Source organism: Parviterribacter kavangonensis, from assembly GCF_056863335.1.
In genome coordinates, this window is sequence record NZ_JBXPJA010000001.1 from 1,589,413 (window position 1) to 1,615,406 (window position 25,994).

Genomic DNA, 25,994 nt, shown 5'->3' on the forward strand with positions numbered 1-25,994 from the left:
ACGCGGGGTCAGGGCGCGAGCGTGGCGACCGCTTCGACCGCCGGCACGATCGTCTCGATCCTCTTCGCGGCCTCGCCGGCGTACAGCGGTGCCACGTCGACGAGGCGCTCGTCCATCCCTGCGAGCGGCGGCGCCGGCGAGTAGAGCGGGATCGCGCCGCGCTGCGTGCGCAGGAGCGCCGCGGTCGCCGAGAGCGGCAGCAGCCGGCCCAGAGGGCGGCTGGCGCGGCCGGCGAGCGTCGCCGCGCGCAGGGCGGCGCCACGCGGGCCGGTGGGCGACTCCCAGGCGCGGGTGGCGGCATTCGGAAGGACCCGGTGGCGGTCGGGCCAGCCGACGCCGAAGAGCTTCGTCACGACCGTGCGCTCGGCGCCGAGCGCACGCCGCTTGTACTCCCCGTGGGCGCGCGCCTCCTCGGTGAGCAGGAACCGCGTGCCGCACCAGACGCCCGCCGCCCCGGCCGCGAGCGCGCGCCGGGTGCCGGACCCGTCGACGATCCCGCCCGCCGCCAGGACGGGCGTGGACCCGGCCAGCTCGAGCGCGCGCGGCAGGAACGCCTCGAGCGGCTCCTCGGCGAGCAGATGGCCGCCCGCCTCGATGCCCTGGGCGATGAGCGCATCGGCGCCGTCCGCCAGCGCTCGCCGTGCCCCCTCGACCGTGCCGACCTGGTGGAGCACCGCGATCCCCGCGGCGTGGAGCTCGTCGACGACGCGGCGATCGAACCCGAAGAAGAGCGAGACCGCCGCGACGCGGGCCTCGGCGCACGCGCGTACGTGCGCGCGCCGCGTGAACGGCAGCAGGAGGTTCGCGGACACCGGCCGGCCGCCGGCTCGCTCCCGCGCGAGCGCGAGATCCTCAGCGAACTCGTCCGGCGGCGAGATGCCCACGCAGCCGAGCCCACCGGCCGCCGACACCGCCCCGGCGAGCTCGCCGCCGGCGACGCCGCCGCCCATCCCCGCCTGGAAGACCGGGACGTCGAGCCCGAGCCCGTCGAGGAGATCCACCCGCCCGATCTTCGCGGATCCGGCGCAGCGCAGTCGCGACGCCCGCCGCTACGCCGCGGCGGGAGTCTTCGCGCGCTTGGTCGTGCGCGGCGAGCCGCCGTTCTTCGACGCGCCCTTCCCGCGGCGGGCCTTCGGGGCGACCGGGGTGACGAGCTCGGCGAGGAAGCGGCCGGTGTGGGAGTCGGGGACCGCCGCGACCTCCTCCGGCGTGCCGAACGCGACGACCGTGCCGCCCTCGTCGCCGCCTTCGGGGCCCATGTCGATGATCCGGTCGGCGGTCTTGATGACGTCGAGGTTGTGCTCGATCACCACGACCGAGTTGCCGGAGTCGACGAGCCGGTGCAGGACCTCGAGCAGCTTCTCGACGTCGGCGAAGTGCAGGCCGGTCGTCGGCTCGTCGAGGATGTACAGCGTGTTGCCGGTGGCGACCTTCGACAGCTCGGTCGCGAGCTTCACGCGCTGCGCCTCGCCGCCCGACAGCGTCGTCGCCGGCTGGCCGAGCCGGATGTAGCCCAGCCCGACGTCGCGCAGCGTCACCAGGCGCCGCTTGATCTTCGGGATGTGCTGGAAGAACTCGACGGCCTCCTCGACGGGCATCTCGAGCACGTCGGCGATCGTCTTGCCCTTGAAGCGGACTTGGAGCGTCTCCTTGTTGTACCGCTTGCCGTGGCACTGCTCGCACGGGACGTAGACGTCCGGCAGGAAGTGCATCTCGATCTTGATCTGGCCGTCGCCGCGGCAGACCTCGCAGCGCCCGCCCTTGACGTTGAACGAGAAGCGGCCGGGCTTGTAGCCGCGCGCCCGCGCCTCCTGCGTCTTGGCGAAGAGGTCGCGGATGACGTCGAAGAGCCCGGTGTACGTCGCCGGGTTCGACCGCGGCGTGCGGCCGATCGGCGACTGGTCGATCTGGATGATCTTGTCGACCTGCTCGAGCCCCTTGACCCCGCGGTGGGCGCCGGGGCGCTGGCGGGCGCGGTGCAGCCGGTTGGCGACCGCCTTGAAGAGCACCTCGTTGACGAGCGTCGACTTGCCCGACCCCGACACCCCCGTCACGCAGGTGAGCGCCCCGAGCGGGATCTTCGCGTCGACCTTCTTGAGGTTGTGCTGCGTCGCCCCGAGGATCTCGACGTAGCCGGTCGGCGTCCGCCGCTTGTCCGGCACGTCGACGAACTTCTTGCCCGACAGGTACTGCCCGGTCAGCGACTCGGGGACCTGCATGACCTCCTCGGCCGTCCCCTGCGCGATGACGTGGCCGCCGTGCTCGCCGGCGCCGGGCCCCAGGTCGACGAGGTAGTCGGCGACGCGCATCGTCTGCTCGTCGTGCTCGACCACGAGCACGCTGTTGCCGAGGTCGCGCAGCCGTTCGAGCGTTCCGATCAGCTTGGTGTTGTCGCGCTGGTGCAGGCCGATCGACGGCTCGTCCAGCACGTAGAGCACGCCGACCAGCGCCGAGCCGATCTGCGTGGCCAGGCGAATCCGCTGCGCCTCGCCGCCCGACAGGGTCGCCGCCGCGCGGTCCATCGAGAGGTAGCCGATGCCGACGTCGTCGAGGAAGCGCAGCCGCTCCTCGATCTCGCGGAAGATGAGCCGGGCGATCCGCCGCTGCTGGTCGGTCAGCTCCACCTCGTCGAGCCACTTGCGGGCGTTGCGCACCGACAGGCGGGAGAACTCGTGGATGCCGAGGCCGCCGACGAGCACCGAGCGCGACTCGGGCCGCAGGCGCGCGCCCTTGCACGCCGGGCACGGCACCATCGACATGTACTCCTCGATCTTCTCGCGCTGGAGCTCGGAGTCCGTCTCCTTGTAGCGGCGCTCGAGGTTGTTGACGATGCCCTCGAACTGCGTGGCGTACGAGCGCCGGCGGCCGTACCGGTTGCGGTACGAGACCTGGATGCGATCGCCGTTCGTCCCGTACAGGAAGAGGTCCTGCTTGTCGTCGTCGAGGTCCTCCCAGGCCGTCTCGAGATCGACGCCGTAGCGCTCGGAGATCGCCTGGATGACCTGCTCGTAGTACGCCGACGACGAGCCCGCCCACGGCGCCAGCGCGCCCTCGCCGATCGACAGCGTCGGATCGGGCACGACGAGGTCCGGGTCGATCTCCATCTGCGAGCCCAGGCCGGTGCAGCGGTCGCACGCGCCGTGCGGGGAGTTGAAGGAGAAGATGCGCGGCTCGAGCTCCGGCATCGAGGTGCCGCACGACAGGCAGGCGAACCGCTCGGAGAAGGTGCGGACCTCGGGCTGGTCGCCGCCCATGATCTCGACCTCGACGATCCCCGCGGCCAGCCCGACGGCGGTCTCGATCGAGTCCGCGAGGCGCTTGCGGACCTCGGGGCGCATGATGAGCCGGTCGACCACGACGGCGATGTCGTGCTTGAACTTCTTGTCGAGCTCGATCTTCTCCTCGAGCATCCGCAGCTCACCGTCGACCTTGACGCGGCTGTAGCCCTCGGCGCGCAGCTCGTCCAGGAGCTTGCCGTACTCGCCCTTGCGGCCGCGGACGACCGGCGCGAGGACCATGAACCGCGCGCCCTCCTCGAGCTCCATCACCTGGTCGATGATCTGCTCAGCCGACTGGCCCTGGATGATCGCGCCGCACTCGGGGCAGTGCGGGGTGCCGACGCGCGCCCACAGCAGGCGCAGGTAGTCGTAGATCTCGGTGACCGTGCCGACGGTCGACCGCGGGTTGCGCGACGTCGTCTTCTGGTCGATGGAGATCGCCGGCGACAGCCCCTCGATCGAGTCGACGTCGGGCTTGTCCATCTGCCCCAGGAACTGCCGCGCGTAGGCGGACAGCGACTCGACGTAGCGGCGCTGCCCCTCCGCGTAGATCGTGTCGAAGGCGAGCGACGACTTGCCCGAGCCGGACAGGCCGGTCAGGACGACCAGCGCGTCCCGCGGCAGCGAGAGGCTGATGTCCTTGAGGTTGTGCTCGCGAGCACCGGAGACGACGATCTGGTCCTGACGCATGGATCAGGATCAGTGTAGGCGGGCGAACGGACGTTCGCCCGCGCCGATCTCCGGACGTTGCGGGCTAGCCGCCGACGGACTCGTAGACCTCGTCGAGCAGCGACTGGCGGTCGGCGAGGTCGAAGTTCTCGGCGAGGTAGCGGTCGGTCTCCTCGCGCGACTGGCCGTTGAGCGCCATGTTCAGCGCGATGAGGCGGGCGCCCTCGACGTCGCCGCCGTCCTCGCCCTGCTGGGGCGCGGACGCGGTGACCGGGGCCGGCTCGGGCGCGGCGGGCGCGGGAGCGGCCGGCTGCTCCGCCGAGACGGCGGGCGCGGGCGGCGGCGGAGCGGCCGCGGCGGGCACGGGCTCGGGCGCGGCGGTTGCGGCGGGCGCCGGCTCCGCCTCGGCCTGCGGCGCGGCGGGAGCAGCAGCGGGCGGCTCGGGCGGCGAGACGTCGCGCTGGGCGGCGACGGCCTGCACGGGCTCCTCGGCGGTGCCGCCGGAGGCCGCGTAGAGGTCGCTCATGTTCGACTCGAGCAGCGAGAGGTCCGCGTTGAGGCGGTTGGCGCCGGTGCGCAGCGACTCGATGAGCGCCGTCAGCTCCTGCTCCATCGCGTCGACGCGCTGGAGCATGAGCGAGGACTGCTCGCCGACCTTCGCGACGTGCTCGCGCGACCGGTCGACGGCCTCGCGCTCGGTCCTCTCGGCGGCGGACTGCGCCTCGGAGCGGATGCGGGACGCGTCGTCACGCGCCTCGCGCTCGATGGCGGACGCGCTCTGCTCGGCCGCCTCGACGATCGCGCGCACCTGCTCGGACGCCGCCTGGGCGAGCGACGCGCCGCTGCGGCGCTCCTGCGAGCGCTGAAGCTGGTCGATCTCGTCCGCTAGTCGCGCGAGGTGCTCGTCCACCGCTTCGGGCTCGTAGCCGCGGCGGCCGATGGGGAAGTCTCTCTTCTCGATGCTCTGACGGTCGAGGGCCATGGCGGCAGAATCTACTCAACCGGGCAGGCGGCACGCATCGCCAGGCCCGCGAACGACGAGGCCGTCGCGTTCGAGCCCCGCCAGCGCCCGGTCCAGCCGATCGCGGCTCAGGTGGCCGGGAAGCGGCTCGCCGGCCGCGAGCGCGGCGACGATCCGGCCGCGGACGTAGCGATCGGTGTCCTCGAACCGCGTCCGCGGCGTCCGGATCTTCGATGGCTGCTGGAGATCCGGGGTCCAACCGCAGTCGAGCGGGCAGCGGTCGCACTCCGGCCGGCGGGCCGTGCAGACGGTCGCCCCGAGGTCCATCAGGGCGTGGTTGAAGGCGGCCGCACGGCCCGGCGGCGGCACGAGCGTCCCGGCGCGGGCGAAGACGCGCTTGAGGTTCGTATCGACCGCCACCTCCTGGCGCGCGAACGCGAACGCCCCCACCGCGGCCGCGGTGTACGGGCCGACGCCCGGCAGCTCGATGAGGTCCTCGGGCCAGCCGTGCTCGGCCACGTGGGCGCACGCCTCGCGCAGCCGCAGCGCCCGCCGGTTGTAGCCCAGGCCGACCCACTCGCGCAGCACGTCGGCGACGCTCGCGGCGGCGAGGTCGGCCGCGGTCGGCCAGCGCTCGAGCCACGCCTCGTAGCGCGGGATCACCCGCGCCACCTGCGTCTGCTGGAGCATCACCTCGGAGACGAGGATCGCGTAGGGGTCGCGGGTCCGGCGCCACGGGAGGTCGCGGCCCTCGCGCTCGTACCACTCGAGGAGCACGGAGACCCGCGGGTCGGCGCCCCCATCGCGCGACGGGCGCGCCCGCGACGGGCGGGCGCCGTTCCCGCTCACGCGGTGACGACGCGCGTCGTGCACATCTTGTCGTGCAGCGCCTCGTTGTTCGCGTCCCAGAGCGGCCACGCGTAGTTGAGCAGCGTCGGGATGACGAAGAAGCCGCCGATGCCGTCGAAGAGCACGCCCTTGACGAGCACCTCGCGCACCGCGGCCTGACCGCCGGTGAGCGTCCGGCCGGTCGCGTGCACGATCCGCGTGCCGGTCGCCCGGTGGCCGAGCGTCTGGCCGCCCGTGCGGGCCATCATCACCGGCGCGTAGGCGAGGCCGCAGATCGCGCCGATGACGGCGCCCACCGTGACGCCCACGCTGCCGCTGTCGTCGCCGCCGGCGTAGAGGATCGCCCCGAGCAGCACGAACGCGAGGACGATGCCCGCGCGGACGAAGAAGTCGACGACGGCCGCTCCGACGCGCTGCATGTAGTTCGCGGTCGCGCCCACGGGCGCCGGTGCGTACTGCTGGTGCGGCGACGGCTGGTGCCGCGACGGCGCGGTCTCCGCCGGCGGGATCCACGCGGGCGGCGGCGGGCTCGAGGGCGGCGCGTCCGGACCCGGCTGCGGCGGCAGCCACTGCGACCCCGTCGCCGGCTGCTCGGCCGTCTCCGGCTCGGGCTCGCCGAAGAGCGGGTCGCCGCTCGTGAGCGGCCGGCCGAAGGGGTCGGTCTTATCGCTCACGCCGTCGCCTCCTGGAGGTCGCGCAGCTCGCGGCGCAGATCGCGGATCTCGTCGCGCAGGCGCGCGGCGTACTCGAACCGCAGGTCCTCGGCGGCGGCGAGCATCTCCTCCTCGAGCTCGACGATCGTCTGCTCGAGCCCGGCCTGCGTGACCTCGCCCTCGTCGCGGCCCTTCGTCACGCGCGTGCGGCGGCCCTTCTTGCCCGGCACCTTCGACTCGGACATGAGGAACTCCGTGATGTCGGAGATCCCCTTGACGATCGTCTGCGGCGTGATGCCGTGCTGCTCGTTGTAGGCGATCTGGATCGCGCGGCGGCGGTCGGTCTCGTCGATCGCCGCGCGCATCGCCGCCGTCTGCTTGTCCGCGTACATGAGCACGCGCCCGTCGACGTTGCGGGCCGCACGGCCGATCGTCTGGATGAGCGACGTCTCGCCACGGAGGAAGCCCTCCTTGTCGGCGTCGAGGATCGCGACGAGCGACACCTCGGGCAGGTCGAGCCCCTCGCGCAGGAGGTTCACGCCCACGAGCACGTCGTACTCGCCGAGACGGAGGTCGCGGATGATCTGGATCCGCTCGAGCGTGTCGATCTCCGAGTGCAGGTAGCGGACCTTGAACCCCATCTCAAGCAGGTAGTCCGTCAGGTCCTCGGACATCTTCTTCGTGAGCGTCGTGACGAGGATCCGCTCCTCGCGGTCGACGACCTTGCGCACCTCGTTCATGAGGTCGTCGATCTGGTTGCGCGTCTCGCGCACCTCGACGATCGGGTCGACGATGCCGGTCGGGCGGACGATCTGCTCGACCATCGACGAGGACTGCGTGCGCTCGAACTCGCCGGGCGTCGCCGAGACGAACACGAGCGTCGGCGTGATCGACATGAACTCGTCGAACGTCTGCGGGCGGTTGTCCATCGCGCTCGGCAAGCGGAAGCCGTAGTCGACGAGCGTCTGCTTGCGCGAGCGGTCGCCCTCGTACATGCCGCCGATCTGCGGGACGGTCTGGTGCGACTCGTCGATGAAGCAGACGAAGTCGTCGGGGAAGTAGTCGATGAGGCAGTACGGGCGCGAATGCGGCGGGCGGCCGTCGAGGATGCGCGAGTAGTTCTCGATGCCGTTGCAGAAGCCCATCTCCCGCAGCATCTCCATGTCGTACTGCGTGCGCTGGCGCAGCCGGTGCGACTCGAGCAGCTTGCCCTCGGCCTCGAGCTGGGCGCAGCGCTCGTTCAGCTCGCGGCCGATCTCCTCGACCGCGCGCTCGATCGTCCCCTCCTTGACGTTGTAGTGCGACGCCGGCCAGACGGCGACGTGCTCCAGGTCGTCCTGGATGAGCTCGCCCGTCAGCGGGTCGAAGTGCTGCAGCCGCTCGACCTCGTCGCCGAACAGGATCGCCCGGTAGGCGGTCTCCGCGTAGGCGGGGAAGATCTCGAGCGTCTCGCCGCGGACGCGGAAGTTCGCGCGGCCGAGGGCGACGTCGTTGCGCGTGTACTGCAGCGAGACGAGCTTGTGCAGCAGCGCGTCGCGGTCGATGAACTCGCCCTTCTTGAGCAGCTGCATGTTCGCGTCGTACGTCTCGGGCGAGCCGAGGCCGAAGATCGCGGACACGGAGGCGACGATGAGGACGTCGCGGCGGGCGAAGAGCGCGGCGGTCGCGGCGTGGCGGAGCCGGTCGACCTCCTGGTTGATCGCCGAGTCCTTCTCGATGTAGAGGTCCCGGCTCGGGACGTACGCCTCGGGCTGGTAGTAGTCGTAGTAGGAGACGAAGTACTCGACCGCGTTGTCCGGGAAGTACGTGCGGAACTCGTTGCAGAGCTGCGCGGCCAGCGTCTTGTTGTGCGCGAGCACGAGCGTCGGCCGCTGGACCTCCTGGATGACCCCGGCCATGGTCATCGTCTTGCCGGTGCCCGTCGCGCCGAGCAGCGTCGTGAAGCGGTCGCCCGCCTCGACGGCCTCGGCGATCTGCGTGATGGCCTTCGGCTGGTCGGCCGTCGGCGTGAAGGCGTCGTCCAGGCGGAACTTCGGCATGAACGACCAAGGATAGGAGCGGTTGCGGTCACACTTGCGCCGCGCCAAGTCGCGGGCGTAGTGTCGCTCCATGAGCAGGATGCTCGCCGTCGCGACGGCGGTCGCGACGCTCCTCGTCACGTCCGTCGCGTCCGCGGGCACGCCTGCGGTGACCATCAACGCGAGCTCTGCCGCGTCGCCGTACTTCACGCCGCCGGACGCCCAGTTCCTCAGCTCGACGCCGGTTCAGTGGTCGGGCGCCGGCCACACCGCCACGTCGTTCCCCGGCGAGGCGGCGACGTTCGACTTCTCCATCCCGACGGGTCCGCAGTCGTTCGCGCCGGGACGCTACGAGTACTTCTGCAAGCTCCACCCCTTCATGCAGGGCGTGCTGTCGGTCGACCCGGTCACCTCGTCGCAGACGGGGGCGCCCGAGATCGACGCCCGCCCGGGCTTCGGGAACACGACGAAGGCGGCGTACACCATCGGCGGGGCGCCGGCCGTGGTCTCGCCCGAAGCGACGCTGACGCAGCCCGACGGCGACGAGGTCTCGTCGGTCGAGCTGAAGATCACGCCGGCGACGCTGCAGAACGGCGACACGCTGTCCTTCACGCCCGCCGGCGGCATAACCGCCATCTACGTCGCGTCCGAGGGCTCGCTGGTGCTCAGCGCGAGCGCCGGCAGCGCGAGCGAGGCGGCGTTCCAGGCCGCGATGCGCACGGTGACGTTCTCGGCGACGTCGGCGAGCACCGCGACGCGCCGGGTCGAGTTCAGCGCGATCGACAACGCCTCGCCGTACACCGGCTTCGGACCGCCGGACTTCCGTGAGGTCACGGTCACCGCGCGGACCGACGAGCCGACCACCGGGGGCGGCGGGACGACCACCACCGGCGGCTCGACGACGACCACCACCGGCGGCACGACGACCACCCCCACCGACGGCGGCCGGACCGGGGCACCCTTGGGCGGCGCGACCGGTGGCGCCCCGCTCGTCGGGAAGCTCAAGAAGTCGCTGACGCTCGACCGCAAGGGCCGCGTGACGGTCGTCTTCACGACGACGCCGGGCCTGCAGGGAACGGCGGAGCTCCAGCTCGCCGGCGGCACCGCCCGCGCGGCAGCGGTGAAGCGGCGCCTCGCCGGGCCCGGCTCGTTCAAGGCCAACGCGCAAGGCCGGGTGTCGGTGAGGCTGCGCCTCACGCCCGCGGCGCGCAGGGCGGTGAAGGCCCGCAGGAAGAAGGGGCTGAAGGCGTCGCTGATCGTGAAGACGAGCGGCGGGACGACGAAGCGAGCGGTGACCCTCCGCGGGTGACAGGCACCCGGGTGCCTGGTACCGAGGTGCCAGGCACCCGGGGCGAGGTGCCCTCCGCGGGTGACAGGCACCCGGGTGCCTGGTACCGAGGTGCCAGGCACCCGGGCGAGACGCTTCGGATGTGGCGCGAAGGGGTTCTCGGCGACCTGCCACGCTGGGCTCATGGGCCGGCTTCCCCTCGCCGTCGCCGCCGCCGTCCCCGCCGGGCTGGTGCTCGGGGTGGGGGCGCAGGGGATCGACCACGTCCATCCCGGCTTCCGCTTCGTCGGGGCGCTGGGGGTGCCGTGGCTGGTCGTCGCCTTCGGGCTGGGAGCCGCGGTCGCGCACTTCGTCCCGGGCGGCTCGCGGCGCGGCGTCGCGCTCGGGGCGCCGGCGCTCGCGGGCGCGATCGCGCTGCTCGTCGCGACGGGCGCGTGGTACGCGGTGAACATCGCCGACGGTGCGGGCCGTTACAGCGTCGTCATCGCGACCGCCTGGGCACCGGTGTCCGCGGCCAGCGGGGCGACCTTCGCGCTCGTCGGCGCCGTGTGGCAGCGCGGCGGCCGGTACGCCCGTGCCGCCGGAGCCGCCGTCGTCGGCGGAGCGCTCCTCGGCGAGGTGGTCGTCCTCATCGGCGAATGGGCCGGTCGCGCCGCCCACGCCGCCCTGACCCTCGAGCTCCTCGCCGCCCTCCTCCTCCCCGTCGCCCTCGCCCGCAAGGCGATCCTCCCCGCTCTCGCCCTCACCCTCGTCGCCGCGGTGATCTTCGGCGCGGCGGAGGAAGAGGTGCGCACGGCGCTCCGCGCCGCCGGCTGGCGCGGCCTCTGACGCCGCGAAGACCTCTCCCCGGCGCGGCCGGACACCGCTAGCCGCCGCCGGAGACCGCTCGCGACGGGGTCGGAGACTCTCGCGCGGCGAGTCGCGCCACAACTTCCGCGTGTCTCCGCTCGTTTGAGTGCGCGTGAACAAGATCAAGGTCCTCGCGCCGCTTGCCGCGGTGCTGCTTCTCGCTCTTCCGTCCTCCGCCCCGGCGGCCGCTCCGAAGAAGTGCACGCGCGACGGCGCGGTGCTGCTCGCGCGGTCCGGGGATGTGCTCGTCGTCGGCATCCGCCGCAAGCCGCGCGGACAGGAGACCCGGCGCGACGAGTACCTCGGGTGCCTCGCGTCGACCGGCCGGCGGTTCCGGCTCTTCTACAGCCGCGACTTCGGCGACGACCTCCGCGAGCACGACCGCTTCGCGTTCCTCGAGGGCCGCTTCCTCGGCGTCGTCCGCGAGTTCGAGGGCGGCGTGAGCGTCTCGCAGACCGCGACGACCTACGACGTCGTCAAGCGGAAGGTCGCCCGTACGAGCCGCCGCTGCAACTCCGTCGACCAGGGCGACTTCAGCGGCCCGCAGGAGGTCGCGTTCTTCGGCCGCGGCGGGATCGCGTACTCGTGCCGCCAGCTGTGGGTGACCGACGCGAAGGGCGAGCGGCAGCTCGAACCCGAGAACACCGACGTCCGCCAGCTCGCCGTCTCGAACGGCCCCTTCGCGACGCGCCTCTACTGGACCGTCTACGCCGGCGACACCACGACCGTCAAGTCGATCGAGCTGCTCTGAGCCCGCCGGACCGCCGCCGCGAGGGCCTCGACGGCCCGCGCGGTGGCGGCCGGAGACTGGTGCCCGTAGCCGAGGACGAGCCCCGCGCGCGGAGACCCTCCGGCGGGCGGAGACCCTCCGGCTGGCGGAGGCTCTTGGGCCGGCGCCGCCGGCACTCGGAGCTCTGCGAGTCCGTTGAGGGCGACGCCGGCGGAGCGGGCTTCGCGGAGGACGGCGGCTTCCTCGGTCTCCGGCGGCAGGAGGACGAGGGCGTGGAGGCCGGCGGCGACTCCGGTGACCTCGGCTTCGGGGAGGTGGCGGTCGAGGGCGGCGAGGAGGGCGTCGCGGCGTTCGCGGTGGAGGCGGCGCATGCGGCGCAGGTGGCGGTCGAGGGCTCCTCGCTCGAGGAAGTCGGCGAGCGCGAGCTGGTCGAGGATGGCTCCGCCTCCGTCGGCGGCGACGCGCTCGTGGGCGATGGGGCGGGCGAGGTCCTCGGGGAGGACGAGCCAGCCGAGGCGCAGGCCGTTCGCCAGCGACTTGCTGGCCGACCCCGCGTACGCGACGCGCGCGGGATCGAGGCCCTGCAGCGCGCCGACCGGCTCGCGGTCGAAGCGGAACTCGGCGTCGTAGTCGTCCTCGATCACGAGACCGCCGACCTCCTCGGCCCACGCGAGCAGATCGCTGCGCCGGTCGGGTGACAGGACGACGCCGGTCGGCATCTGGTGCGACGGGGTGACGAGCACCGCCCGCGCGCCGCTCCGAGCCAGCGCGTCGACGTCGAGCCCCTCGCCGTCGACCGGCACGCCCACGGGGCGCAGCCCGGCACGCTCGACCGTCCAGCGGTGCAGGAAGAAGCCAGGGTCCTCGACGGCGAGCACCGAGTGCCCGCGGTCGCGCAGGACGCGGCACAGGAGCGCGATCCCCTGCGTCGCGCCAGCGCAGACGACGATGCGGTGCGGCTCCGCGGCGACCGCTCGCGCCCGGCCGAGGTACGCGGTCAGCGCGTCGCGCAGCGCCGGCGCGCCGCGCGGGTCGGGATAGCCGAGCTGCCCGTCCGGTACGCCGCGCAGCGCCCGCCGCCACGACGCCGCCCACGCGTCGCGCGGGAACGACGCGAGGTCCGGGCGCCCGGGAAGCAGGTCGAACGGCGCCGGCATGACCGCGCGCGCGACGGCCTCGCGGGCGCCGCGGTCGCCGCCCGGCCCGGAGCCACGCGCGTCGCCCCGCCCGGCCGCGCGACGAGCCACCCCTCGGCCGCCAGCTGCGCGTACGCCTCCAGCACGACGCCCCGCGACACCGAGAGGTCGCGCGCCAGCGCGCGCGAGGAAGGCATCGCCGTTCCCGCCACGAGCCGCCCCGACCGCACCGCCTCGCGCACCGACCGCTCGATCTGGCGGTGCAGCGGACCATCGCCGCGCCGCAGCGGCAGCAGCAGGTCCAACGCGAACTGGCCCTCTCCAGGCACCTTGAACTGGACCTTAACCATGAGCCGGTCGATCGTGGAACATCCAGGCCATGGCCACGAGCGCATCCACGGGCGCGCGGACCGCGGCGGGCACCGACCTCGTCGCCGCCGTGCTGCTCGCCACCGGCGCGGCGGCGCTGGTGACCGGGGTCTGGGCTTTCCTCGCCCCCGGCAGCTTCTACGACGTGATCGCGACGTACGCGCCGCGCAACGATCACTTCCTCCGCGACATCGGCTCGTTCAACGTCGCCCTCGGCGTCGCCGCGGTCTACGGCGCGCGCCGCGAGGCGTGGCGTGCGCCGATGCTCGGCATCCTCGCGGTCCAGTACGGGCTGCACACCATCAGCCACCTGGTCAACATCGACGACGCCGACCCGCAGGCGATGGGCGTCGCGACGTTCGTGGCGCTCCTCGTCGTCACGATCGCGCTCGTCGCGCTCTTCGCCAGAGAGCACCGCGCATGAGGATCCTGCTCGCCGGCGCCACCGGCGCGATCGGCCGCCCGCTCACCAAGCGCCTCGTCGCCGCGGGCCACGAGGTCGTCGGGCTCACCCGGGACCCGGCGAAGACCAACGCGCTCGCAGACGCGGGCGCGACGCCGGCCGTGTGCGACGTCCTCGACCGCCGCGCCGTCCTCGACCTCGCCGCCGAGACCGGCCCCGACGTCGTCATCGACCAGACGACCGCGTTCCCGCAGCGCTACGACCCGGCGAAGATGGAGGACTTCTACCGGGACATGCTGCCGCTGCGCTTGCGTGGCACGCCGAACCTCTTCGAGGCCGCGGAGAAGTGCAACGCGCGGCTGATCTTCCAGAGCATCGCCTTCCTCTACGCCGCGAACGGCGCCGCGCCGAAGGTCGTCGACGAGTCGGCGCCGACGGTGGGAGCGGACGGCCCGAACCCGTGGAACCTCGCCATGCCGGTCATCACCGCGCTCGAGCAGCGCGCCGTCGACCAGGGTGGGCTCGTGCTGCGCTACGGCTGGTTCTACGGGCCCGGCACCCACTTCGACGCCGGCCAGATGGCGCACGACATCCGGCGCCGCCGGATCCCGGTCGTCGGGAACGGCGCCGGCCTCTGGTCGTTCATCCACGTCGAGGACGCGGCCGACGCCACGGTGAAGGCGCTCACATGGCCGGGCAGCGGGATCCTCAACGTCGTCGACGACGAGCCGATCGCCGTCCGCGAATGGGTCCCCGCCTACGCCAAGGCGATGGGCGCGAAGCGGCCGCTGCGCGTCCCCAAGCTGCTCGCCCGCCCGATCGCCGGCGAGCTGGCGATCCACACGATGACCCGCGTACCCGGCGCGTCGAACGCGCGGGCGAAGCGCGAGCTCGGCTGGCAGCCCGCGCACCCCTCGGTGCGCGAGGGGTTCGCGAGCAGCCGGGGCTAGAGCCCGAGCTCGCGCTTGTAGCGCTTGCGGTAGTCGGTGCGCGCCTCGAGCACGTTCTCGACGTACGCGCGCGTCTCGGGGAACGGGATCTCGTTCATGCGCATGCCGGGATCGCGCGCGATCCACTTGTCGACGTTCCCCGTGCCCGCGTTGTACGCCGCGACCGCGAGCATCTCGTTGCCGCCGTAGCGCTGCAGCAGCCAGCGCAGGTACCACGTGCCGTAGGCGATGTTGATCTGCGGCGTGGCGAGGTCGCCCTGCTCGAACTGCGTGCCGCCCGACCTGTGGGCGATCTCCTGGGCCGTCTGCGGCGTGATCTGCATGAGCCCGCGCGCGCCCGCGTGGGACGTCTGGTCGCGGAACCGCGACTCGTTGTAGATGACGCCCGCGATGAGCGACGCGTCGACGCCCTTGTCGGCGGCCTGCTGGCGGATGATGTCCTCGTGGCGCAGCGGGAGCGTGACCTCCTTGACCGCCTCGTCCACGCGCGGCAGCAGCGTCCCGAGCCCGACGACGAGCATGCCCGCGAGCACGAGCAGCGCCAGCAGGCGGCGACGGCGCTCACGCGCGACCCGCGCGCTCCGGCGCCTGCTGCTGCGGGCGGTGCTCGGTGCCGTGCGCGTGCTCATCCCTCCCCCAGCTTGGCAAGCACGTCCGACAGCGTCGACTCGAGCTCCTCGATCGAGCCGTCGTTGCGCACGACGTAGGTCGCCCGCGCCGCCTTCTCGTCCTGCGGGAGCTGGCGCGCCGCCCGCTCGTCGACGGCGTGGTGGCCGCGGGCGCCCGCGCGCTCGGCGCGCACGTCCTCGTCGGCGACCACCGCGATCGTCGCGTCGTAGATGCCGTCCATCCCCGCCTCGAACAACAGCGGCGTCTCGACGACCGCGGCGGGCGGCGGCGGATCGGCGTGCAGCGCGCGCTCCCGGAAGTCGGCGACGCGCTGCCCGACGCGCGGCCAGATGAAGCCCTCGAGCCACGCCCGCTCCTCCGGGTCGGCGAACGCGTGCCGCGCGATCGCCGAGCGGTCGACGACGCCGTCCGGCGCGACCTCCGCGCCCCAGCGCGCGACGACGGCATCGCGCACCTCGTCCGAGGCGTACAGCTCGTGCACGACGGCGTCGGTCGACAGCGTCGCCGCGCCGAGCCGCTCCAGGGCGGCCAGGGCCGTCGACTTCCCCGACCCCAGACCGCCCGTCAAACCGACGAAGGGCACCCTGCGGGTGCCCCTCTCGTTCCTGCTCCCGTCTCCGTGACCCATCGTTCGAGAGGCCGGAGATGGCGGTCAGGCGCTGCTCTGGTCCGCCTCGGCGGGCTCGTCGGCGGCGGGCTCCTCGGCGGCGGGCTCCTCCTCGGCGGCGGGCTCCTCCTCGGCGGCGGGCTCCTCCTCGGCGGCGGGCTCCTCCTCGGCGGTGGGCTCCTCGTCAGCGGCGGGCTCCTCGACGACGGCCTCCGCGGCGGTGTCCGCCCCGGCGACCTCCTCGGGCTCGTCCGTGCCGGACTCCGCGGCGACGCCGGCGGCGTCCGCCTCGGCCTCGGCCTGCGGCTCCTCGTCCAGCTCGCGCGCGTCGGCCTGCTGGCCGCCCGCGAAGACGTCCTCGCTCAGCCCGAGCGACGGCACGTCGTCGAGGCTGCCCGGGTCGACGCCCTCGGCGTCGTCCGGCGCGGGAGCGCCCGGGTTGTGCGGGAGCTGCTGGTTCTCGACGCGCTTGGCCGACAGCGACAGGCGCCGGCGGTCCGAGTCGATCTCGAGCACCTTGACGCGGATCTCGTCACCGGGGTTGACGATCTCGCGGGGGTTCTCCACGTGGTACGGAGCGAGCTCCGAGATGTGGACGAGCCCCTCGACGCCGTCGAGGATCTCGACGAAGGCGCCGAACGTGACGACCTTCGTGACCGTGCCCTCGAGCTCGTCGCCGACGTTGTACGTCGAGACGACGCGCTGCCACGGGTCCTCCTGGGTCTGCTTGAGACCGAGGGAGATCCGCTGACGCTCGCGGTCTATGTCGAGCACCTTGACCTGGACCGTCTCGCCGATCGAGATGACCTCGCTCGGGTGGTTGACGTGCGACCAGGACAGCTCCGAGATGTGGATGAGGCCGTCGATGCCGTTGAGGTCGACGAACGCGCCGAACTCGACGATGTTCGAGATGACGCCCTCGACCACGAGGCCCGGCTGGAGGCGGTCCAGGATCTCCTGGCGCTGCTCCTTGCGCTCCTCCTCCAGCACCGCGCGGCGCGAGAGCACCACGTTGTTGCGGGAGCGGTTCAGCTCGATGACCTTGGTCTCCATCGTCTGGCCGAGGAACTCGTCCAGGTTCGGGACCCGGCGGATGTCGACCAGCGACGCGGGCAGGAAGCCGCGCACGCCGAGGTCGATGATCAGACCGCCCTTGACGACCTCGATGACCGTGCCCGGGATCGGGTCGCCGGACTCCTGGGCCGCCTCGATGCGCCGCCATGCCTTCTCGAAGCGAGCCCGCTTCTTCGACATGATGAGGCGCCCGTCCTGGTCCTCCTTGGTGAGGACCAGCGCGTCGACTTCTTCGCCGAGCTCGACCTCGTCGTGCGGGTCGACGCTCTTGCGGATGGAAAGCTCGTGAGCGGGGATGACCCCTTCGCTCTTGTACCCGATGTCGACGAGGACCTCGTCGTTGTCGATCCGGACCACCAGTCCGGTGACGACGTCGCCCTCGTCGAAGTGGCGCAGCGTGGCGTCGTAATTGGGAACGACTTGACCGTCGACCTCGATGAGGAGGCCGTCGGAGCCGTCTACCACGCGCGCGTCCGAAGTGTCAGTTGCCATGAGTCGCGAAAGGGTAGCGCAGTACCCTTGCCGCGCCATGCCCGTCAGAGCCACGAAACGCGGCGCCGAGCGCACCCCTCTGGACCGTGATGTCGACGTCCTGATCTGCGGTGCGAGCTTCGCCGGCCTCGCGGTCGCGCGCGAGCTCGCGGGCAGCGGGCGCGAGGTGCTGATCGTCGATCGCTACGACATCGGCGAGAAGCAGACATCCGCGTGCGCGGCGCCCACCGAGTGGCTGCGCAACCTCGACCTCATGGGCGCGGTCCAGCAGACGTTCTCGCAGCTCGTCGTCCACACCCCGAAGTCGAGCTTCACCTGGCCGCTGCCGTGGAGCTTCTCGACCTTCGACTACCGCACGCTCTGCCAGCTGCTGTACGAGCAAACCGACGCCGAGTTCGACAACGCGAAGGTCCACGGCCGGACCGGCACCACCGTGCACACCGACCGCGGCGACCTGCGCGCGCCGCTCGTCGTCGACGCGCTCGGCTGGCGCCGCGTGCTCGGCGGCGGCACGGTGCAGCCGCCCGAGGCGTTCCTGTCGCGCGGCCTCGAGGTCCACCCGGACGGCTCGGGCGACGACTTGGAGCTGTGGCTCGACCCGAAGTACGTCACCGCGGGGTACGGCTGGTCGTTCCCGGCCGCCAACGAGGTGCGCGTCGGCGTCGGGTCGTTCGAGCCGCGCTTCCACGTCAAGGACCCGACGCTGCAGCTCGCCAAGGACGTCGACGCCGACGCCGTCCGCTTCCAGGGCAACTGGATCCCGCACAAGCTGCGCAAGGGCACCGAGGACGTCGTGTTCTTCGCCGGCGACTCGGCCGGCCACTGCCTCCCGGTCACCGCCGAGGGCATCCGCACCGCGCTCTACTTCGGCCTTGCGCTCGGCCGCGAGCTGCGCGCCGTCGTCGACGGGCACCGCACGCGCGCCGAGGCGCTCGAGCGCTACGCCGCCTTCAACGACGCGCACGCGCACACGTACCTGTGGCTCAAGCGCGTGCAGAACCTCGTCGGCCGTGTCAACCCGACGCCGCTCATGCCGCTCGCCGCGCGGGCGTTCGAGTCGCGGCGGCTGTCGACGTGGGCGTTCGAGCACTACCTCGCGATCGCGCCGCCCGAGTTCGCGCTCGCGTCGACGGCGACGCCGACCGCGCCGCTCGCCCGCGCCGCCTAGGCGCCGGCCGGAGCCGCGGCGGCCTGCGGGTTCGCGGGCGCGCCGAGCTGCCCGCTCGCGCACTCCTCGGCGCACACGTCGCGCCGCGGCGCGTTGCGGATCCGCAGCAGGCCCACGACGCCGCCGAGCGCGACGAGCACCGCCGCGGCGCCGAGGCACGTCTGGAAGCCGTCGAGGTCGAGCTCGCCGCCGATGATCGCGCCGACGGACGCCGTCGCGAGCAGGCCGGCGACGCGCGCCACCGCGTTGTTCACGCCGGACGCGATGCCCGCGTTCTGCTCGTCGGCGTCGGCGAGGATCGCCGCGGTCAGCGGCGCGACCGTCATGGCCAGCCCGAGCGCGAAGACCGTCACGCCGGGCAGCACCTGCGTGAGGAACGACGGGTCCTCGTCGATCGACACGAGCAGCAGCACCATCCCGGCCGCGGACACGAGCGGCCCGGTGCCCATCAGCAGGCGCGGGCCCGTACGGTCGGCGATGGCGCCGAAGCGGCGTGAGAGCGCGAACATGACGATCGTCGTGGGCAGCGTCGCCAGGCCCGCCTCGAGCGCGTCGAAGCCGGCGACCTGCTGGAGGAACAGGACGAGCAGGAAGAACATCGCGCCGAGGCCGCCGTAGACGGCGAGCGTCTCGACGTTCCCCCACGCGAAGTTGCCGCGCGAGAAGAGGCCGAGCGGCAGCATCGGGTCGCGTTCGCGCCGCTCCCACCACAGGAACGTCGCGAAGACGAGCGCACCGCCGATGATCGGGCCGAGCACCTCGATCGAGCCCCAGCCCGCCTCCGGCTGGTGGATCAGGCCGAACGTGGGACCGGCGAGACCGAGCGCGCAGAGCCCCGCGCCGACCCAGTCGACGCGCCGCTGCTCGGCCACCCGCGCCGGCGTCTCGGTGCGCACCGCGATGAGCATCGTGGCGACCACGAACGGCACGTTGATGGCGAAGATCCACCGCCACGAGAGCGTGTCGACGAGCCAGCCGCCCGCCAGCGGGCCGACGACCGCGGCGATGCCGGTGTACGCGGTCCACGTGCCGATCGCCCCGCCGCGCTCGTCGGGCGGGAACGCGGCGACGATGAGCGCCAGCGACGCGGGCGTGAGCAGCGCCCCGAACACGCCCTGCAGCGCGCGCCCGCCGACGAGCACGCCGATGGACGGCGCCGCCGCGCACACCACCGACGTCAGCCCGAAGCCGGCGACGCCGACCAGGAACACGCGCTTCTCGCCGTAGACGTCGCCGAGCGACCCGCCGATGAGGATGAGCGAGCCGAGCATCAGCAGGTACGCGTTGACGACCCACTGCTGCCCCTGCAGCCCGCCGCCGAGGTCCTCGCGGATCGCCGGCAGCGCGACGTTGACCACCGTCGAGTCGAGCAGCGCGACGAACGACCCGAGGACGGCCGCCAGGAGCGTGAGCTTCTTCGCGGCGACGCTCATCGGGGGCGACGCTACTCCGCCGCCCCCGCCTTCGCTAGAAGCCGCGCCGCTCGCGCCCGCGCACGAGGCGCGGATCGCGCGAGTCCGCCGGATGACGCGCCTGCAGGATGCCGTGGATCGCCCACAGCACCACCAGGATCGCCACCGCGATGCTCAGGGGCAGCACGTCGTCGAACGCGAATGCCCCCAGCGCGAAGAAGAACAGGTACGCCGCGATGACCCCGAGTGCGAACACCCAGAAGACGTTGCGCAGATCGCTCACGTTCCTCCCTCCGGAGTGGACTTCGTGCTGATCGTAACTCAGTCGCGCACGATGAGGAAGACGCCGAGCGCGAGCAGGAGCACGCCCGCGATCTTCGAGACCGTCACCGGGTCCTTCGAGACGCCGAGCCAGCCGAGCTGGTCCACGACGACGCCCAGCGTGAGCTGGCCGGCGATCGTCGCCGCCACCACCCCGCCGGCGCCGAGGTGGCGCACCGTGACGAGCACCGTCGTCACGTAGACCGCGCCGAGCAGCCCGCCGGTCAGGTAGTACCAGGACAGGTGGCGCGCCTCGCCGACCTGCGACATGCCGCCCTTCGCGAGCGCCGCGATGATCGCCAGCGCGATCGTCCCGATGACGAACGAGACGAACGCGGCCTGGAAGGTGCCGACCGACTTGCCGAGCTGCGAGTTGATCGGCGCCTGCAGCGCGATGAGGCCGCCCACCACCGCGGTGAGGGCGACCGCGACCCCGCGGTCCACCTACTTGGCCTCCAGCCAGGTCTTCCCGACGCCGGCCTCGACGGCCAGCGGCGGCTCGCGCGGCTCCCACGGCGCGACCATCTCGCGCTCGACGAGCTCGCGCACGACGTCGACCTCGTCCTCGGGGACCTCGAAGAGCAGCTCGTCGTGGACGGTCAGCACCATCCGCGTCGCGAGCTTGCGCTGCTCGAGCTCCCGCGCGCAGCCGATCATCGCCAGCTTGAGCACGTCCGCGGCGGTGCCCTGGATGACGGTGTTCACCGCGAGCCGCTCGCCGAGCGACCGGACCTGCCAGTTGCGCGCGCGCAGCTCGGGGATCTGGCGGCGCCGGCCGTAGAGCGTCGTCACGTAGCCCTGCTCGCTGGCCTGCTCGATCGTCGACGTCATGAACGCGGCGACGGCGGAGAAGCGCTCGAGGTACGCGTCGATGAACGCCTTGGCCTCCTCGCGCGGGATGTTGAGGCGGTCGGCGAGGCCGTAGTCGCTGAGGCCGTAGACGATCCCGTAGTTGATCATCTTCGACTTCGACCGCATGCCCGGGTCGATGTCCTCCTCGGGCACCCGGAACACCTCGCGCGCGGTCGCGGTGTGCACGTCCTCGCCGCGTAGGAAGATCTCCTTGAGCACGTCCTCGCCCGCGATGTGGCCGAGCACGCGCAGCTCGACCTGCGAGTAGTCGGCGCTCAGCAGCAGGTGGCCCTCCTCCGCCTCGAAGCAGCCGCGGATCTCGCGGCCGAGCGGCGTCCGGACCGGGACGTTCTGCATGTTCGGGTTCGTCGACGACAGCCGGCCGGTCGACGCGACGGCCTGGTCGAACGTCGTGTGGATCCGCGAGTGCGAGTCGACCATCTGCGGCAGCACGTCGAGGTACGTCTTCGTGAGCTGGTTGAGCTCGCGCCAGCGCTCGATCTTGGGGACGATCGGGTGCTCGTCGCGGATCGCCTGCAGCACGCGGGCGTCGGTCGAGAAGCCGGTCTTGCCGCGGCGCTTCTTCGACAGGCCGAGCTTGTTGAAGAGCACCTCGCCGAGCTGCTGCGGCGAGCCGATGACGAACTCGGTCTCGGCGTCCGCCCAGATCGCCTGCTCGAGCGAGCGGATCTCGGTGCGGACCCGCTCCCCCACCTCCTGCAGGCGCTCGACGTTCAGCCGCACCCCGGCGAGCTCCATGTCGCGCAGCACGTGCACGAGCGGCAGCTCGATGTCGTGCATGAGGGACGTCAGCCCCCGCTCCTCCATCTTCTCGCGCTGCCACGCGGTGAGCTCGCGGACGAGCACGGCCTCGGCGGCCGCGGGGTCCTCGAGGTCGCTCGCCAGCCCGCGCTCCTCGGTCAGCTCGCGCAGCGGGAACGCGCGCCGGGCCGGCTCGAGCAGGTACGCGCCGAGCAGCGTGTCGTGCGCGAGGTTCGTCGGCACGCGGTCCAGCGACTTCGCGTCGTGCGCGATGACCGCCCGCTCGCCGAGCTCGGCGACGACCGACCACGGCCCGTCGCTCTCCCCCACGACGACCTCGCCGTCGACCGCGGCGGCGAAGTGCCAGTGGTCGTCGACGGGCACGAGCTCGCCCTCCGGCGTCTCGGGCGGATGCACCACGACGGCGACCTCGTCGGTGCCGGTGAGCTTGCGCAGGTCGCCGAGCGCGCCCGCGCGCACGCGCGCGGAGACCGTCCGCTCCGCCTCGGGCGCCGGCGCGGCGGCGTCGTCGCCGAGCGCCTCCTCCAGCCGCCGCAGCGGCTCGCGCAGCTCGAAGTCGCGGAAGACCTCGCGCAGCCGGCCGCGGTCGGGCGTGCGCGCGAGCTCCTCGCCGAGGTCGAGGTCGACCGGCACGTCGCGCTTCGCCGTCGCGAGCACCTTCGAGATGCGCGCGTTCTCGCTGTGCTCGGTCAGGTTCTCCTTGCGCTTGGCGCCCGAGATGTCGTCGATGTTCCCGAGCACGCCCTCGAGCGTCTCGTACTTCTGCAGCAGCTGGGCGGCGGTCTTGTCGCCGATGCCGGGGACACCGGGGATGTTGTCCGACGTGTCGCCCTTCAGGCCGTAGAAGTCGGGGATCAGCTCGGGCGGGATGCCGTAGCGGTCGATGACGTCCTGGCGGTCGTACGTCTTCGTCTCGGTGATCCCGCGCGAGGTCGCCATCACCTTCACGCCGTCGCCGACGAGCTGGAACGCGTCGCGGTCCCCGGTGACGATCGTGACCGGCGTGCCCTCGGCCTTCGCCTTCTCCGCGAGCGTGGCGATGACGTCGTCGGCCTCGAAGCCCTCGACCGCGTAGTTCGTGTAGCCGAACGCCTCGACGAGCGGGCGCATGTGCGGGTACTGCTCGGCGAGCAGGTCGGGCTGCTTGGGCCGGTGGCCCTTGTACTCCTCGTAGACCTCCTTGCGGCCGCTCGACCCGGCGTCCCACACGACGACCGTCGGCTTGACGCCGTGATCGGTGAGCAGCTTCACGAGCATGGAGGCGAACCCGAAGATCGCGTTCGTGTGGCGCCCGTCGGACGTCGCGATCGACTCGGGCAGCGCGAAGAACGCGCGGTAGACGAGCGAGTTGCCGTCGATGAGGAAGAGCTCCTTGGCCACGCGAGACGGGAGCCTAGCCACCGCCAGTCTTCGCCCCCGCCCACGTTGGACCGTGCATGGGTCACCTCGCACGGACGCTCGCTCTCGCCGCCGCCATCGCCGCGATCGGCGCACCGGCGGCCCTCGCCGCCACCGATCCGGTCACGCACGGCGCGACCGTGCTGCAGCGCGACGCGCTCGCGGCCTGCCGCGTCGCCGGCGGGCCGTGCCAGCCCGAGGCGTCGGAGGCCGCCGTCGCGGAGTTCGAGGCGTCGCCGGTGCACGACACGCTGCTCTTCCAGCACCGGCTCGCGGACGACGTCGGGTTCCGCGACGCGCCGTGGGTCGGCACGCACAACTCGTTCAACTCGATCGCGCAGCTCGGCCCGTCCGTCTCGGACGCCGACTCCAACCAGCAGCTGACGCTCGTCGACCAGCTGCGGCTCGGCGTCCGGTCGCTCGAGCTCGACCTGCACCAGTGGCTCGGCCGCCCGACCGTCTGCCACGGCCAGGGCGAGGACAACGCGCACGCGGGCTGCTCGGTCGAGGGCGAGGCCGGCGCCGTGCTCGCCGACGTCGCGGGCTGGGTGCGCGAGCATCCGCGCGAGGTCGTCCTGCTCTACCTCGAGGACCACCTCGGCGACGCGGCCGGCTACGACGCGGGCGCCGCCGCGGTGAAGGCCGCGCTCGGCGACTTCCTCTACGCGCCCGCGAAGGGCGGCTGCCGCAAGCTGCCGCTCTCGACTTCCCGCGACGATGTGCTCGCCGCGGGCAAGCGGGTCGTGATCGTCAGCGACTGCGGGCCGGGGACTGGTTGGAACGAGGTCGCGTTCGATTGGAGCGACCACGTCGAGTCGCGTCCCGTCGGCTTCGACGCGAAGACGTGCGGGCCGGACTTCGACCGCGCCGACTACGACCGCGGGATCGTCCGCTACTTCGAGGACTCGACCTGGGTCTCGGTGACCGCGTCGTACGCGGGCCAGGCGTCGCAGGACGACGGCCTCACGCCGGAGACCACCGCGGCGATGCTGCGCTGCGGCGTCGACCTGCTCGGCTTCGACCAGCTGCTGCCCGGCGACGGCCGCCTCGCCGCCTCCGCCTGGAGCTGGCGCGACGGCGTGCCGTCGGACGGCACCTGCGCGGCGCAGGGCGACGACGGCCGCTGGGGCGCGCGGTCGTGCGCCACGAAGCTGCCCGCCGCCTGCCGGGCGGACGACGGCGCGTGGTCGGTCACGACGAAGGCCATCACGGCGAAGGGCGCCGCCAAGGCGTGCGCCGCGCAGGACGCGACGTTCGCCGTGCCGCGCACCGCCGCGGAGAACGACGAGCTGCGCACGGCGGCCGGCGATCGCGCCGTCCGGCTCGGCCTGCGGCGTACGTCATCCGGCTGGTCCGCTGTCGACGCGCGCTAGCCGGCGACTTGCTGACCGGCCTGGCGGCCGACGACTCGATCGCCGGTCTCGCGGGAGCCGACTGCCTGCTGGGCGGCGCGGGCGCGGACGTGATCAACGCCGTCAACCGGCGCCGCGACGTCGTCGACTGCGGGACCGGCACCGACCGCGCGACGGTCGACCGCCGCGACCGCGTGCGGCGCTGCGAGAGGGTGACCCGCCGCCGATGAGCGGCGGCCGAGCCTCCGCTTCGTAGGATGCTCGGCCGTGTACGTCCCGACCCAGGCCCAGTACTCGCTCACGATCCGGGTGGAGATCGAGAACCGCCCCGGCGCGCTGGGCGGCGTGCTGACGGCGATCGGCCACGCGGGCGGCCAGGTCGGGGCCGTCGACCTCATCGACGTGAACGAGCACCGCACGCTGCGCGACATCACCGTCGACGCGACCGATCAGGCCCACTGGGAGCGGATCATCGCCGCCGTCGGCGCCGCCGGCCGCGCGCGCGTGGTCGAGACGACCGACCGCACGTTCCTCGTGCACCTCGGCGGCAAGATCGAGATGCGCAACCGCCAGCCGCTGAAGTCGCGCGACGACCTCTCGATGGCCTACACGCCCGGCGTCGCGCGCGTGTGCATGGCGATCCACGAGGACCCCGCCAAGGCGTTCCAGTTCACGATCAAGCGCAACACCGTGGCGGTCGTCAGCGACGGGACCGCGGTGCTCGGGCTCGGCGACATCGGGCCCGAGGCGGCGATGCCGGTCATGGAGGGCAAGGCGATGCTCTTCAAGGAGTTCGCCGGCGTCGACGCGTTCCCCATCTGCCTGAACACGAAGGACCCCGACGAGATCGTCGACACGGTCAAGCGGCTCGCCCCCACGTTCGGCGGCATCAACCTCGAGGACATCTCGGCGCCGCGCTGCTTCGACATCGAGGACCGGCTGAAGGCCGAGCTCGACATCCCCGTCTTCCACGACGACCAGCACGGCACCGCGATAGTCGTCCTGGCCGCGCTCCTCAACGCGCTCAAACTGACCGGCAAGCGGATCGAGGACCTGCGGGTGCTCGTCGTCGGCCTCGGCGCCGCCGGCGTCGCGGTGACGAAGATCCTGCTCGCCGCGGGCGTGCGCGACGTCATCGGCGTCGACTCCAAGGGCGCGCTGCACACCGACCGCGTCGACTACGCCGACGGCTCGATGCCGGCGATCAAGCGCTGGTACGCCGAGGTGTCGAACCCGGAGAAGCGCGACGGCCGCCCCGGCGACGTCATCGACGGCGCGGACCTCTTCATCGGCCTGTCCGGCGCGAGGGTCATGCCGGCCGACGCGCTGGCGCGGATGAACGAGGACGCGATGGTCTTCGCGATGGCGAACCCGAACCCGGAGGTCACCCCGGAGGAGGCCGAGCCGTACGTGCGGATCATGGCCACGGGCCGCAGCGACTACCCGAACCAGATCAACAACGTGCTCGCGTTCCCCGGCATCTTCCGCGGCGCGCTCGACGTGCGCGCGCCGCAGATCACCGAGGACATGAAGCTCGCGGCGGCGCAGGCGATCGCCGCGATCATCCCCGACAACGAGCTGCGCGAGGACTACATCATCCCGTCGGCGTTCAACCGCGACGTCGCGCCCGCGGTGGCCGCCGCCGTCTCGCAGGTCGCGCGCGAGACGGGCGTGGCCGGGGAGTCCGGGGACACGATCGGGTTCGCCGCGGTCGACCTCGAGCGCATCCGCAACGCGGACTGACCGCGGGCC

Annotated in this window: 23 protein-coding genes and 1 pseudogene; 9 read left to right on the forward strand and 15 right to left on the reverse strand. The window is 72.7% G+C overall.

Going from position 1 to position 25,994, the window contains the following annotated elements:
- Window positions 1–8: 8 nt before the first annotated feature.
- From AC1UE4_RS08150 to uvrB, 6 genes are all read right to left on the reverse strand, one after another.
- Window positions 9–1,001 (reverse strand): NAD(P)H-dependent flavin oxidoreductase, encoded by a 993-nt coding sequence (locus tag AC1UE4_RS08150; protein ID WP_482916721.1) that lies wholly within the window; start codon window positions 999–1,001, stop codon window positions 9–11.
- A gap of 48 nt (window positions 1,002–1,049) precedes the next feature.
- Window positions 1,050–3,968: an excinuclease ABC subunit UvrA gene (gene uvrA, locus AC1UE4_RS08155; protein ID WP_482916722.1), complete on the reverse strand. Its 2,919-nt coding sequence runs from the start codon at window positions 3,966–3,968 to the stop codon at window positions 1,050–1,052.
- 64 nt (window positions 3,969–4,032) lie between these two features.
- The gene (locus tag AC1UE4_RS08160) at window positions 4,033–4,929 is read right to left on the reverse strand and encodes a DivIVA domain-containing protein (RefSeq protein WP_482916723.1); all 897 of its coding nucleotides are present in this window, start codon (window positions 4,927–4,929) and stop codon (window positions 4,033–4,035) included.
- Window positions 4,930–4,944: 15 nt separating this feature from the next.
- Window positions 4,945–5,757: an HhH-GPD family protein gene (locus AC1UE4_RS08165; RefSeq protein WP_482916724.1), complete on the reverse strand. Its 813-nt coding sequence runs from the start codon at window positions 5,755–5,757 to the stop codon at window positions 4,945–4,947.
- Window positions 5,754–6,431: an RDD family protein gene (locus AC1UE4_RS08170; RefSeq protein WP_482916725.1), complete on the reverse strand. Its 678-nt coding sequence runs from the start codon at window positions 6,429–6,431 to the stop codon at window positions 5,754–5,756. Before AC1UE4_RS08170 ends, AC1UE4_RS08165 begins: the two co-directional genes overlap by 4 nt.
- Entirely contained in the window at window positions 6,428–8,449 is a 2,022-nt protein-coding gene (gene uvrB / locus AC1UE4_RS08175; RefSeq protein ID WP_482916726.1) for an excinuclease ABC subunit UvrB, read from the reverse strand. The genes AC1UE4_RS08170 and uvrB overlap by 4 nt, the downstream gene beginning before the upstream one ends.
- Window positions 8,450–8,519: 70 nt before the next feature.
- Between uvrB and AC1UE4_RS08180 the strand changes: the two genes are divergently transcribed.
- From AC1UE4_RS08180 to AC1UE4_RS08190, 3 genes are all read left to right on the forward strand, one after another.
- Window positions 8,520–9,737 carry a cupredoxin domain-containing protein gene (locus AC1UE4_RS08180; RefSeq protein WP_482916727.1) on the forward strand — a complete coding sequence of 406 codons (1,218 nt, stop codon included), beginning with the start codon at window positions 8,520–8,522 and terminating at the stop codon, window positions 9,735–9,737.
- 162 nt (window positions 9,738–9,899) lie between these two features.
- On the forward strand, window positions 9,900–10,544 hold the full coding sequence (locus AC1UE4_RS08185; RefSeq protein WP_482916728.1) for a hypothetical protein: 645 nt from the start codon (window positions 9,900–9,902) through the stop codon (window positions 10,542–10,544).
- Between the two features lie 133 nt (window positions 10,545–10,677).
- The gene (locus AC1UE4_RS08190) at window positions 10,678–11,316 is read left to right on the forward strand and encodes a hypothetical protein (RefSeq protein ID WP_482916729.1); all 639 of its coding nucleotides are present in this window, start codon (window positions 10,678–10,680) and stop codon (window positions 11,314–11,316) included.
- Here AC1UE4_RS08190 and AC1UE4_RS08195 read toward each other — a convergent pair.
- Together AC1UE4_RS08195 and AC1UE4_RS08200 are read right to left on the reverse strand one after the other, a co-directional pair.
- Window positions 11,271–12,542, reverse strand: a complete 1,272-nt coding sequence (locus AC1UE4_RS08195; RefSeq protein WP_482916730.1) for an aminotransferase-like domain-containing protein — start codon at window positions 12,540–12,542, stop codon at window positions 11,271–11,273. The two genes, AC1UE4_RS08190 and AC1UE4_RS08195, sit on opposite strands and share 46 nt — an antisense overlap.
- A 23-nt stretch (window positions 12,543–12,565) precedes the next feature.
- A pseudogene (locus AC1UE4_RS08200) lies at window positions 12,566–12,826 on the reverse strand (GntR family transcriptional regulator); the annotation flags it as partial.
- Here AC1UE4_RS08200 and AC1UE4_RS08205 point away from each other — a divergent pair.
- Complete coding sequence (locus AC1UE4_RS08205) at window positions 12,811–13,224, forward strand: DUF4345 family protein (protein WP_482916731.1); 414 nt, start codon at window positions 12,811–12,813, stop codon at window positions 13,222–13,224. The pseudogene AC1UE4_RS08200 and the gene AC1UE4_RS08205 sit on opposite strands and share 16 nt — an antisense overlap.
- A complete protein-coding gene (locus tag AC1UE4_RS08210) occupies window positions 13,221–14,153 on the forward strand; it encodes an NAD-dependent epimerase/dehydratase family protein (protein WP_482916732.1) in 933 nt (310 codons plus the stop codon). The genes AC1UE4_RS08205 and AC1UE4_RS08210 overlap by 4 nt, the downstream gene beginning before the upstream one ends.
- On the opposite strand, the gene AC1UE4_RS08215 is transcribed toward AC1UE4_RS08210, so the two are convergent.
- The 3 genes from AC1UE4_RS08215 to rpsA form a co-directional block, all read right to left on the reverse strand.
- Window positions 14,150–14,782: a lytic transglycosylase domain-containing protein gene (locus tag AC1UE4_RS08215; RefSeq protein WP_482916733.1), complete on the reverse strand. Its 633-nt coding sequence runs from the start codon at window positions 14,780–14,782 to the stop codon at window positions 14,150–14,152. The two genes, AC1UE4_RS08210 and AC1UE4_RS08215, sit on opposite strands and share 4 nt — an antisense overlap.
- Window positions 14,779–15,366 (reverse strand): dephospho-CoA kinase, encoded by a 588-nt coding sequence (gene coaE, locus AC1UE4_RS08220; protein WP_482916734.1) that lies wholly within the window; start codon window positions 15,364–15,366, stop codon window positions 14,779–14,781. Before coaE ends, AC1UE4_RS08215 begins: the two co-directional genes overlap by 4 nt.
- Window positions 15,367–15,435: 69 nt before the next feature.
- Window positions 15,436–16,956, reverse strand: coding sequence for a 30S ribosomal protein S1 (rpsA, locus tag AC1UE4_RS08225; RefSeq protein WP_482916735.1), 1,521 nt, complete (start codon window positions 16,954–16,956; stop codon window positions 15,436–15,438).
- A 37-nt stretch (window positions 16,957–16,993) separates the two neighbouring features.
- Between rpsA and AC1UE4_RS08230 the strand changes: the two genes are divergently transcribed.
- Window positions 16,994–18,124, forward strand: a complete 1,131-nt coding sequence (locus tag AC1UE4_RS08230; protein ID WP_482916736.1) for an NAD(P)/FAD-dependent oxidoreductase — start codon at window positions 16,994–16,996, stop codon at window positions 18,122–18,124.
- Here AC1UE4_RS08230 and AC1UE4_RS08235 read toward each other — a convergent pair.
- The 4 genes from AC1UE4_RS08235 to polA are packed head-to-tail and all read right to left on the reverse strand — an operon-like array spanning window position 18,121 to window position 22,872.
- Entirely contained in the window at window positions 18,121–19,557 is a 1,437-nt protein-coding gene (locus tag AC1UE4_RS08235) for a DHA2 family efflux MFS transporter permease subunit (RefSeq protein WP_482916737.1), read from the reverse strand. The genes AC1UE4_RS08230 and AC1UE4_RS08235 overlap by 4 nt on opposite strands.
- 34 nt (window positions 19,558–19,591) lie before the next feature.
- Complete coding sequence (locus AC1UE4_RS08240; RefSeq protein ID WP_482916738.1) at window positions 19,592–19,819, reverse strand: hypothetical protein; 228 nt, start codon at window positions 19,817–19,819, stop codon at window positions 19,592–19,594.
- A 38-nt stretch (window positions 19,820–19,857) separates the two neighbouring features.
- On the reverse strand, window positions 19,858–20,301 hold the full coding sequence (locus AC1UE4_RS08245; RefSeq protein ID WP_482916739.1) for a DMT family transporter: 444 nt from the start codon (window positions 20,299–20,301) through the stop codon (window positions 19,858–19,860).
- Window positions 20,302–22,872: a DNA polymerase I gene (polA, locus tag AC1UE4_RS08250; protein ID WP_482916740.1), complete on the reverse strand. Its 2,571-nt coding sequence runs from the start codon at window positions 22,870–22,872 to the stop codon at window positions 20,302–20,304. It lies immediately after the preceding gene.
- A 56-nt stretch (window positions 22,873–22,928) separates the two neighbouring features.
- Here polA and AC1UE4_RS08255 point away from each other — a divergent pair, with 56 nt between their 5' ends.
- The 3 genes from AC1UE4_RS08255 to AC1UE4_RS08265 are packed head-to-tail and all read left to right on the forward strand — an operon-like array spanning window position 22,929 to window position 25,985.
- Complete coding sequence (locus AC1UE4_RS08255) at window positions 22,929–24,263, forward strand: phosphoinositide-specific phospholipase C-related protein (protein ID WP_482916741.1); 1,335 nt, start codon at window positions 22,929–22,931, stop codon at window positions 24,261–24,263.
- An 8-nt stretch (window positions 24,264–24,271) separates the two neighbouring features.
- A complete protein-coding gene (locus AC1UE4_RS08260) occupies window positions 24,272–24,472 on the forward strand; it encodes a hypothetical protein (protein ID WP_482916742.1) in 201 nt (66 codons plus the stop codon).
- A 37-nt stretch (window positions 24,473–24,509) separates the two neighbouring features.
- A complete protein-coding gene (locus tag AC1UE4_RS08265; protein WP_482916743.1) occupies window positions 24,510–25,985 on the forward strand; it encodes an NAD-dependent malic enzyme in 1,476 nt (491 codons plus the stop codon).
- The last annotated feature ends 9 nt before the right edge of the window (window positions 25,986–25,994 follow it).